Raw genomic sequence first — 9,988 nt, 5'->3', positions numbered from 1 at the left:
GCGAACGGCCCTGATCGCCCTGACCAACAACCCGGCCGCAGCTGTGATGTTGAGTACGAAAAGGAAGGGACTTGTTTCCAGCTGTAGCATAGTCCTCCTTCAACTTGCTGACCGGCTCAGCGGCCCGTCCCCCACGTGTCCCTTGCAACGCATTGACCCAAATGGGATACGGTTCAGTCTAGGTGGCCCGCCTCAGCTGATGCCGGTAATGCCCTTCGGAAAACCCGCATTGCGCGCGGTGACCCTCGAGGGTCCGGTAATGAAGGCCTCAAACGGATCATGGGTCGTCACGCCGCCCGCTTCCTCGACCAGAAGCAAACCCGCTGCCGCGTCCCAGATGTTTAGCTCCCCTTCGTGAAAGGCGTCGAACCAACCGGCCAGAATACCCAAAAAACAGATCGTCGCCGCACCATAGCGCCGATGTTCGATCCCCGCATCCAGAAGTGCACCGATCTCGTCGAAATAGTCTTGCAACGGTGTGCGCGGCGAATATCCCAGCGCCATGATCGGATTGTCGACGACAGCCGGGTCGAAGGTGACTAACCTGTCATTGAGGTAGCAGCCCAGCCCGCGCCGCGCCCAGGCCGTCATTCCTAGATCGGGTGCATGAATGACCCCGTGGGTCAGCGCAATCCCGTCGAACCTGCCGATTGAGATGGCCCAGTTCGGCGTCCCGCGGGAGAAGTTCACCGTACCATCGATGGGATCGAGAATCCAAATCTCGCCCCCTGTGCCGGTCAGGCCGCCTTCCTCACCAAGGATCGCGACACCGGGCTCCAGTGCCTGGATGCGATCGCGCAACAGGGCCTCGACGGCGAGGTCGGCTGCCGTCAGCAGATCCATCGGGCCTTTTTCCTGGATCTTGAGACTGTCGGGACGGGTCCGCATCTCCTGTGCGATGATGCCGGCCTCGCGGGCCATGTCCAGCATTGAGTTAAGGCGATCATCGCGCATGTCGCGTCGTTCCTCGAAGTGTTGCTTTGAGTGGCTCTTTGATGAGCTTGTTGCCGGAGACATCGCCCGACAACCGCTCAATCAGGAGGCGAACCACAGTTGCTGCCTGCGCCTCGATGTCCTGGCTGATGGTCGACAGGTCGTAGGCGCCCCAGCCTGCTTGTTCGATATCGTCAAAGCCCAGTACTTGAATCCGGTCCGGCACGGCAATGCCGTGGTCGATTCGCAAGGCATCGAGTGCGCCCATCGCCATCAGGTCGGTGGCGCAAAAGAGACCGTCGATCCGGTCGAGAACCACCCGGTCGATCGCGGCGATATTGGCGCGCGACCGGGCATGGCTCTGGTCTTCGGCAAGAAATGTTTCGATTGGAAAGCCCTGTGACCGGGCATAGCTGATGAAGGCGCGGGCCCGGCCCGAGACCGAATAGGTCTTAGTCCTGGGCATCAGGCATCCCAGATGTGTGGCGCCACATTCGATCAGCAGACGCGCGGCCATGAATCCGCCTGTCTCGTTGTCGGCCACGACCCGGTCACCCCAGCCAGAATTTCCAGGCCGGTTGACGAGCACCACCGGCAATCCGAAGCGGGCACAATCATCTATCAGGGCGGGCGGCGGCGTGTCGGAGGTGAAGATCATGCCGGCGACGTTGTAGCCCAGAAGGGATTCGATCAGCTTGCCCACGTGATCCGGCCGCTCAGCCGTTATCAGCATCGGCTTCAACCCTTCACGGATTAACTGTTCGCTCAGCCTGGCGACCTGATGCGATCGCAGCGGCGTATCAAGCCGCGAGGCAACCAGACCGACAATGCCGGAATGGTCCTGCTGCAGGCTGCGGGCCAACGAATTGACTCGGTAGCCCAGTTCGGTCGCGGCCTTCGTGACTTTTTCCTTGGTCTGAGGCAAGATGCACGCTCCCGGCGTAAAGGCCCGCGAAACAGCCGATCGTGATACACCGGCAAGGCGCGCCACGTCAAAGGAGGTGGGCTTTCGGGGCAGGTCCCTAACCATTGCGGCTGGCCCGGAGCGCATGACGCGCAAAGGTGAACGGGTGGTCGAGGTTGAACTTGTCGGGCCGCATTGCAAGTATCCGGTCGAACATGTCGATGTCGCTGCCCATATAGGCCACCATTGACATGATTGCGCTGCCGCGCAGGGTAGCGATGTCGAGAGGATCGGCATCGGGACGGAACTCGATAATATCGGCGTGGTAATCCAACAGAGTCTCGGACAGGGAGCCGTAATCCTCGCGCCGCGCCATGATCCGGGCATCGGCACTCAAGCCGCGCAACTCTCGCAGAGAATCGCGGTTGAAAGACCAAAAGAAGACGCGGTCGAGCATTCCTGTCTGTTTGACCCGTTCCAGAACTGGGCCGGGAGGAGCTGATTTCAGTTCGAGATACGCCCGAGCGTCGTAGCGCGCCACAAGAGCCATGGTTTCCTCCAAGGTGGGGATGCGTGTACCAGCGAAGAAAGGGTCGAACCATGACCCTGCGTCAAGGGTGCGCAACTCATCCAACGTTCTTGCGGTGACGGGGCCGATGCCGTTGGTGGTTCGGTCAAGATTGGGGTCGTGGATCACTACAATCTCACCATCGGCGGTGCTGTGCAAATCGACCTCCACATGGCTGAATCCCGCTGCCAGCGCGCATTCCAGTGCAGGCAGCGTGTTTTCCGGTGCGATCCGGTTGGCGCCCCGGTGACAGACCACACCGAAGGGGTAATTGGAAGGTGGGCGAAACGGGTTGACTAGTTCAGGCATGTCTGAGCAGATCCCCGTCACCGGTTTTGTGCGGATTGCGGCCATGCGAGCTGGATCCTCTTCATGCCACAAGACAACGCGTTTACCATCGGCAAAGGCACGGGTAAAAAAAGCGGGTGTGAGGGTGTCCTGAGGGGCTGGCAGACGCTCCCAGCACAGGTGGATCACGTCGGCCCCCGCCGCATGATCGTGCGGATCAGCCCCCAGCGGCACCAGCGCGGCCACAGGGTAACGGCTGCCCGCGGAGCGGAGAGCATCGACAATGGCCGTGCTGAAAGCGCCGAGAATGACGGGCTCGATTGCCGCATTCTGAAGCAGGTACAGCGTCGGCAGCGCTGCCTCCTCGTCCTTGATGTCGGCATAAAGCCCCGCGCCCAGTTCGCTGGCAAGGGTCACCACCTCGGAAAGGTCGGGACAATCGGGCATCTGGTCGCGCAAGGCAGACCGCGTGAGGCTGTCGAGCCGGGTCCCGTCGTCGAGAGTGGCGTCATGGTGAACAACTGGCACGCCGTCTGCGGTGGTCCGGATGTCGATTTCCCACATATCAGCGCCAAGTTCGGCCGCCTTGCGAAAGGCGGCCAGAGTGTTCGCCGGCGCGTAGGCCGAGGCGCCGCGATGGGCGATTGACCAGGGCCTCGCAGGCAGTTCAGCGGTCGTCATAGTCGATCTCCGTCCGTCGAAAAGGCCAGGATGTTGCGGGACGATACGCCCCAGTTCACACGGTCGCCCAGACGCACGGGATCGCCGGCCGGCAGGATAGCGCGCAGCATGCCGCCGGTTTCCAGACGCACATCGACCAGTTCTTCGCGGCCTTGCGGCTCGACGAAAATCACCTCGCCGGAAAGACCAGTCCCGTGCTGGGGCCCAAAATATTCTGGCCGGATACCCAGAACCACCTCGCCCCGCGCTTCAAGCCCGTCGGGACGTTTAATCGCCTGTCCCCGACCGATTACCAGTTGCTCTTCCGCCTGGGCAGGCAGGAAGGAGATCGGTGGATTGCCGAGGAATCCCGCAACGAATTGCGATTGCGGATTGGCATACATCTGCTTGGGTGTGTCAAGCTGGACAATCTCGCCATCCTTCATCAGGGCGATCCGGTCGCACATCGACATCGCCTCGACCTGATCATGGGTGACGAGGATCGCGGTGATGCCAGTCTCGCGCTGGATCCGCCGGATCTCAGCCCGCATCTCGAGCCTGAGCTTGGCGTCAAGATTGGCCAACGGCTCGTCAAGCAAGAGAACATCCGGTTTCCTGATCATCGCGCGGGCCAGAGCCACGCGTTGCTGCTGCCCGCCCGAAAGCTGGGCCGGTCGCCGGTCAAGCAGTTCTCCGATTTGGACGAGATCTGCAAGGCGCCGGACTTCGGCCGCGATCTCAGCTTTGGGGTGGCGCATGACCTTGAGGGGAAAGCCGATATTCTGTTCGGCGGTCATGTGCGGATAAAGCGCATAGTTCTGGAACACCACGCCGACAGACCGCTGCTGCGCCGGAACAGCGGTCACGTCCCGATCCCCGAAATGAAGCTTGCCGCTGGTCATCTTGTGAATGCCGCAGATCGCAAAAAGCGTTGTAGACTTGCCGCACCCTGATGGTCCCAGCAGGGCTAGCATCTCGCCGCTACCAACGGTCAGATCCATGTTTTCAATGACAGTGACCGGCCCAAAGGCCTTGGTGAATTTCGTGAGCCTCAGTTCCATTAACCTTTTGTCCCTCCGCCGTAGATGTTCATCAGCTGTTTCTGAAAGATCAGATAGATGACGATGACTGGGATCGAGTAATACATCCCGATCGCCTTGAAGAGGCCGAAATCCGCGGTCGCGTCATCTTGGATCACAGCATTCATGAATGTGGATAGCACCTGTGTGCTTGACCCAGGTGCCAGCACGAGGGGCAGCACGAATTCCGACCAGCCCGACAGGAACGAGATGATCAGAAGCGCCGCGAGACCCGGTTTCACCTGCGGAATCACCAGTTCCCACCAGACGCGGAACCGCGAGGCGCCATCCTGAACGCCGGCTATCTCGATCTCCCATGGTACAGTGTCGTAGAAGCCCTTCATGATCCAGACGCCGAATGGCAGCTCAAGCGCGGCCTTGACGAGAATGATGCCCAGAAGCGTGTCGAAAAGACCCATCGCTTGGAGGATAATAAAGATCGCGATGATCAGCGTTATCGTCGGAAAGGCGTGCAAGATGATCAGCCCACCGAGAAAATAGGGTCGCCCCGGCATGTTCAGCCGTGACAGTGCATAGCCCGCGGTCGTCGAAAGAAGGGTCACGAGAAAGGCCGTGGTGCTGGCAAAGACGAAGGTGTTAAATGTTACCGCCCAGATCGTGGGTCGGCCTGTGTCGATCCTTTCCCAAAGGAAGCGCCAGTTCGACATGTCGATCCTGCCGGGGATAAGTGAGCCTGGGTCGGGCGAGGCCACGCTGTCGATAACCTGGTAGAGATACATGATAACGAGTGGAGTAGAAAAGATCGCAAGGATCAAGACAATGGGCCAGATGCGCGGTGTTCCGGTCATTGTTCAATCCTCGGCTTGGACAGCAATTCCTTGAAGTTGAAGAACTTCAGATAGAGGATCGACAAGGCAATCCCGATGAACACTAGTGCCAGCGCATAGGCCGCACCCAGCCCGTATTGTAGGTTGCCGGCATAATTGTTCAGCGCCGTGTGATAGGCGGCCAGTGCCCAGACCTCAGTCGACCGTCCGGGCCCGCCATCTGTGGCCAGAAGGATGTATTCGAAGGACGTCAGAAGGCTGAGCGTCTGGTAAGATGTCATGAACAGGATCGGCCAGCGCATCTGCGGCAGGATGATGTAGCGCACCTGTTGCCAGCGATTGGCGCCATCCACCTCAGAGGCATAGAGCATCGAGGTCGGGATCGCCTTGATCGCCGAAGAGAACAGGATCATCCCCAGCGAGGCGCCAACAAATCCGTTGATCAGGATCACCGCGGTCCAGGCATGGGTCGAGGTGTGAAGCATCCAATTCTGCTGCGGCACACCGAACCAGCCAGTCACCGTCGCGATGAAACCCTGGTCCCAAGTGAACCAGTTCCACATCAGCACATAAAGGACAGGCGGCAGGATGCGCGGCAGGAACCAGATTGCACGGAATGTATTGGCCAATTTTCCCGGCAGGTAAAAGGTCGAGATCGCGAGGAACAGGCCGAACAGGATGTTGAAAGCCAGCGTGCAGACCACGTAAAAGGCCGTGTTCGCCGCATAGCGCAGGGTTGATGGCAGCTCCATCAGAAGCGAGAAGTTACCAGACGTCCAGATCCAACCAGTATAGGCGAATTCGGTCAGGGCGTCGTGGTCGGCCGGGTCGATCCTCGTCTCTTCCAGCGATGCGCGAAATGCTTCTGCGGTCGCGAATCTTGTGCCCAGCACGGTCGAGACGAACAGGTCTGCGGCGGCCTTTCGGTCACGGGTGTTTCGTATGGGCGTATCAAGATTGCGCAGCACGCTTTCAAGGTCGCGTCGCGCCTCGAAGGTTTCTGCCATGAAATCTTCGCGCAACTGCTCGGCGGTATCTTCGCTGAATTCCTCGGCCAGTGCCGCAAGCCCTGCCTCGGTAATCCTGTAGCCCGCCGACTCGAGCTTTTCGATCGTTTCCGAGCTCACCTCGGCATCGTGAAGGTTCCCCATCTGGGTCGAGTTAATCTGGTAGGCGCCGCCCATGATCCCTGTCGAGGTGGACATGTTCGTGAAGGCGAACACAACCGTTAACAAGACCGGAAGAAGGAAGAAGAAGAACACCGCGATAAGCGCGGGTGACAGAAACCCCAGTGCCAGCAGACGTGTTTTCATGGCTCGGGCCCCCTAGTCTTGGTGGCAGGGCGCGAAAAAACGCACCCTGCCTTTGATGTGTCGATCAGCGGACTATCAGGTCATCGCCGATGGTGGCCCGCATCTGGGCCTCGACTTCGGCGATGGCCTCCTCGGGGGTTTGGACACCGGTCCAAGCCGCTTCAAGACCACTGAACATCGCCTCGGAATACGCACCGTAATCCAGGTGGTTGGGCTGCGCATTGGCCGCGGCCAGAAGGACCTCGGTCGCCTCGGACGCCCATCGGTTGCCCCGATAGAGATCCAGGTCGGTCTGTGCCTCTGCAACGGCCAAGTGGTTGGACTGGATCGCATGCAGGGTGTTCAGCCGCGGTTCGGTCGCGATGGCGATCAGTTGGGCCGCGACTTCCTCGATCCGGTCATCTTTTTGGTCCATGATCAGGTAGACCAGCGGATGCGTGATCGTGTTCGCGCGGCCGTCTTCGTCGCCTGCCGGGATCAGCGAGAACTGGATCGTGCCCCAGAAGTCGTCGTTGCCTTCAGACGCATACCGGCCGAAATGCCAGGTTCCGCCGTGCCAGAAGGCGGCCTTGCCGCTAGCCACTTCGTTATACCAGACGTTCCAATCCGTGCCGATATGGTTCTTACGGGTCACGCCCGCATCAACCGCATCTACGAAGAACTGATAGAACTCGGTCATTGCTTGCGTATCAAGAACCAGCTTGCCGGTCTCGGGATCGACCAGCTCGCCGCCGAAGGACTGATAGAACTGCGCGTAATCCGGGCCATTCGACACACGCGGATAGAAGCCATAGCCCTCTTCGACGAGGCCCATCTCGACGGCGCGGGTCGCGTCCTCGAGCACGTTGGCAAGCGTGTATTCGCCGCTTGCTACCATGTCGGGCAGAGCGTCGATCTGGTCTTCGCTATAGCCCAGCGCGGCCATCGTCTCGCGCCAGAAGAAGAAGGGGCGCGACTCGGAATCCTGCGGGATGCCCCACTGGGTGCCTGCATAGGACGCGATTTCCATCAGGTTCGGATAAACGTTGGAAAGTGGCCAGGCATCAAGGTCTACATAATCCTCGACCGGAACTATATATCCTGCCTGGCTCCACGGTGCGATGTCGAGGTGCGACGTCACGACGATGTTTGCAGCGGTCCCTGCCTCGGCACCAAGGGTGACGCCCTGCTTAAACTCGTCCCAACCGGTGAAATCGCGCCGGCCCTCTACGGTGATGTTCACCTCTTCACCCAAAATCGCGTATTCGCGTTCTAGGATGTCAGCAGCCATCTCGATTGCCTCGATCCTGTAGCTGTCGCTGTCATTCGAGCCGCCGGCCCAGATCGTGATATTGATGTCCTCGGCAAATGCCGGCACAGCCGACCCCACCAACACACCGACAAGAGCGGAAGTCCGCATCAGGTTCGCCATATCTCATTCTCCTCTGCATAAGTTCACGTGTCTTGTGCACACGTGTGCAAAAACGATCCCTTGATTCCCACAGTTTGTAAGAACCTTTCTCTGCACGACGTCATTGCCGTGCACATCGTGGAGGTAACAGACTTACATGACAGTTTTATTTCACCCCGCGCCAACCTTCGGGGGGCTTGGATCGCACTGACACAAGGGGGAGCGACGCCATGTCAGGCAGGTTTCACCCCTTGGAATGCCTGTCGAGGAAAGGCGCGAAATCATCAGGAACTTGGATAGCGAATCTCTCGCATAGCAGCCGGACATCGTGCCAGTCGTCGTCATCGAGGTCGTATCCCGAATGAAACCGGACAAGCCATTCCGGGGGCACGCAACGCACCCAGTGACCGAGGATCCAGCCCTCGCCGGACAGGTGATCGGCGATGTATGCGACACCCGACCGATTGCTGCCGTCAGGGTTCAGTTCGTAGGAATGCACGTCAAGCTGCGCGCCGTCGCGGTCCTGCAAGACGAAGTTGTGTTCCGACGAATCTGGTTGCGGGATTTCTTCGAACCCTAGGCCCGACAGGAGCCGCCTGAGCGCGGGCACCCGCGATGCCGGCAGGGCTATATCCAGGTCGCCATGCGGACGGGTCTGCTGGCCAAGCGCGGCATCCACGGCCCAGCCACCGTCAAGGCAGACCTTCAGATCGTTCTCCTCGAACAAGGCCCAAAGGGCCAGGGCCAGCTCTGCCTGCATCTCCCGATCCTCCTAGGTGTCGCCGCCATTCGCCCGGCGGCGCTTCACTCCCCGTCCAGCCCGAGGGAATTGGATAAGGGCCGCCGTAACGAGTCATTTTTAAATGTTTATGCTGGTCACCTTTAATTTACGTTGACACATAATCAAGAGCTGGTCCTCGCTTTCGGCCGCGACAATCTCTGCGCGCAGAAACCTGCGGGCAGTTACCTTGAGTTCAAAGGGTAGCGCGGCCCTCGGCCACGCCCGAGCAGATTTTGGAGAGGCGACGGTCTTGATCGGCGTGGTCGAGCAGAAGGCATCCCTCTTTGCGCTGGATCTGACTTGTAGTGATGCCTGCTTTATTCGTGCTTATCCTGTGACGGTCGGCTCCCCGGCACCTTGGGACATGTGAGCGACGCACCCAAACCCCTTTTCAGCGCCGGGTTCATCTGGTTCCAAGACAGCGTACCGCTTGCTTAGCGATTCAATTTTTGCAGTGAAATCGCGGGCGTCTATTTCAAGGATCTGACATCCGATCAGCCTGTCTCAAGTGGGCGCTCTTATTTGGACGCAAAATGCTGTGTTGCGGTTTGCTTCCCTGGCTGCCTAAACTGGCTCGCTTTTGACTTGGTGGATTCTTGACTAAACCACTCAAGAATCCACCTTGAGAGCCAGTTTTGTGCGTTCAAGCCATCGGGATCAGGTCGGGCGCTTGTTCATCGATCTCTTCATCCGTGAGTTTGCTATTGCCAGTGTAAATGTCTTGCAGCGCCATCAGAAAAATCATTGTCGAACGAGTATCTTCATCGGCCCGATCAAGCAGCCCTGACCAAGCATCAGGTCGTAGGCCCATCGCTCGGATGAACCCATCCACCCAAGGCTCCCATAGGATTTCGTCGCTATTTGCGTCAATTTCGTAGACGGGTTCGATGCTGAGCGTCCGGGTCAAGGCCTCGGCAACTGAGTTGTAATGTTCCATGACGGCGCCGATCGTTTTTTCGGCGGTCTTCTGGTCAGGGAATTCTGCCTCGCCAGTTTCGCCCCAAACCCCCCGGAGCCATTCCGAGGGTGGGATCATCTCAGGGCAAGCCAGAATGCCTGTTACATACCCATTGAGCTCACTTAGCGTCATGGGAAAGTGTTCGGTGGGCAACGCATTCAGTATATCGCTGAGGTGATCTAGAGTGTTCCGAGTCTGACGCATGCTACCGGTTCCCGCGAATTTCATTGAGGGCGTTCAGCGCGCGGCGCTCTCGGGCGAGGATGTCCTCCGCCGATTTGGTCCATTTGAAGGGCTTCGGCTTGGCGTTGTGGTGCGCCAGATAG

9 protein-coding genes are annotated in these 9,988 nt (G+C 59.1%); all 9 read right to left on the bottom strand.

Annotation, left to right across the window (positions count from 1 at the left end; genetic code table 11):
- Positions 1 to 192 precede the first annotated feature (192 nt).
- A complete protein-coding gene (locus tag VGP75_RS02750) occupies positions 193 to 954 on the bottom strand; it encodes an inositol monophosphatase family protein (protein ID WP_327542195.1) in 762 nt (253 codons plus the stop codon).
- Positions 944 to 1,963 carry a LacI family DNA-binding transcriptional regulator gene (locus tag VGP75_RS02745; protein ID WP_327542194.1) on the bottom strand — a complete coding sequence of 340 codons (1,020 nt, stop codon included), beginning with the start codon at positions 1,961 to 1,963 and terminating at the stop codon, positions 944 to 946. Before VGP75_RS02745 ends, VGP75_RS02750 begins: the two co-directional genes overlap by 11 nt.
- Complete coding sequence (locus tag VGP75_RS02740) at positions 1,956 to 3,374, bottom strand: glycerophosphodiester phosphodiesterase (RefSeq protein WP_327542193.1); 1,419 nt, start codon at positions 3,372 to 3,374, stop codon at positions 1,956 to 1,958. Before VGP75_RS02740 ends, VGP75_RS02745 begins: the two co-directional genes overlap by 8 nt.
- On the bottom strand, positions 3,371 to 4,414 hold the full coding sequence (locus tag VGP75_RS02735; protein WP_327542192.1) for an ABC transporter ATP-binding protein: 1,044 nt from the start codon (positions 4,412 to 4,414) through the stop codon (positions 3,371 to 3,373). The genes VGP75_RS02740 and VGP75_RS02735 overlap by 4 nt, the downstream gene beginning before the upstream one ends.
- Entirely contained in the window at positions 4,414 to 5,241 is an 828-nt protein-coding gene (locus tag VGP75_RS02730) for a carbohydrate ABC transporter permease (protein ID WP_327542191.1), read from the bottom strand. Before VGP75_RS02730 ends, VGP75_RS02735 begins: the two co-directional genes overlap by 1 nt.
- Positions 5,238 to 6,533: a carbohydrate ABC transporter permease gene (locus tag VGP75_RS02725; RefSeq protein WP_327542190.1), complete on the bottom strand. Its 1,296-nt coding sequence runs from the start codon at positions 6,531 to 6,533 to the stop codon at positions 5,238 to 5,240. Before VGP75_RS02725 ends, VGP75_RS02730 begins: the two co-directional genes overlap by 4 nt.
- Positions 6,534 to 6,597: 64 nt before the next feature.
- Positions 6,598 to 7,944, bottom strand: a complete 1,347-nt coding sequence (locus VGP75_RS02720) for an ABC transporter substrate-binding protein (RefSeq protein ID WP_327542189.1) — start codon at positions 7,942 to 7,944, stop codon at positions 6,598 to 6,600.
- 223 nt (positions 7,945 to 8,167) lie between these two features.
- Positions 8,168 to 8,683: a nucleotidyltransferase domain-containing protein gene (locus VGP75_RS02715; RefSeq protein ID WP_327542188.1), complete on the bottom strand. Its 516-nt coding sequence runs from the start codon at positions 8,681 to 8,683 to the stop codon at positions 8,168 to 8,170.
- A gap of 664 nt (positions 8,684 to 9,347) precedes the next feature.
- The gene (locus VGP75_RS02710; protein ID WP_327542187.1) at positions 9,348 to 9,866 is read right to left on the bottom strand and encodes a UPF0149 family protein; all 519 of its coding nucleotides are present in this window, start codon (positions 9,864 to 9,866) and stop codon (positions 9,348 to 9,350) included.
- Positions 9,867 to 9,988: the final 122 nt, after the last annotated feature.

Origin of the sequence: Yoonia sp., assembly GCF_036007805.1 — a bacterium.
Lineage (GTDB): Bacteria > Pseudomonadota > Alphaproteobacteria > Rhodobacterales > Rhodobacteraceae > Yoonia.
Note: the sequence above shows the minus strand (reverse complement) of the source record. Positions and strands in the feature narration are given on the sequence as shown.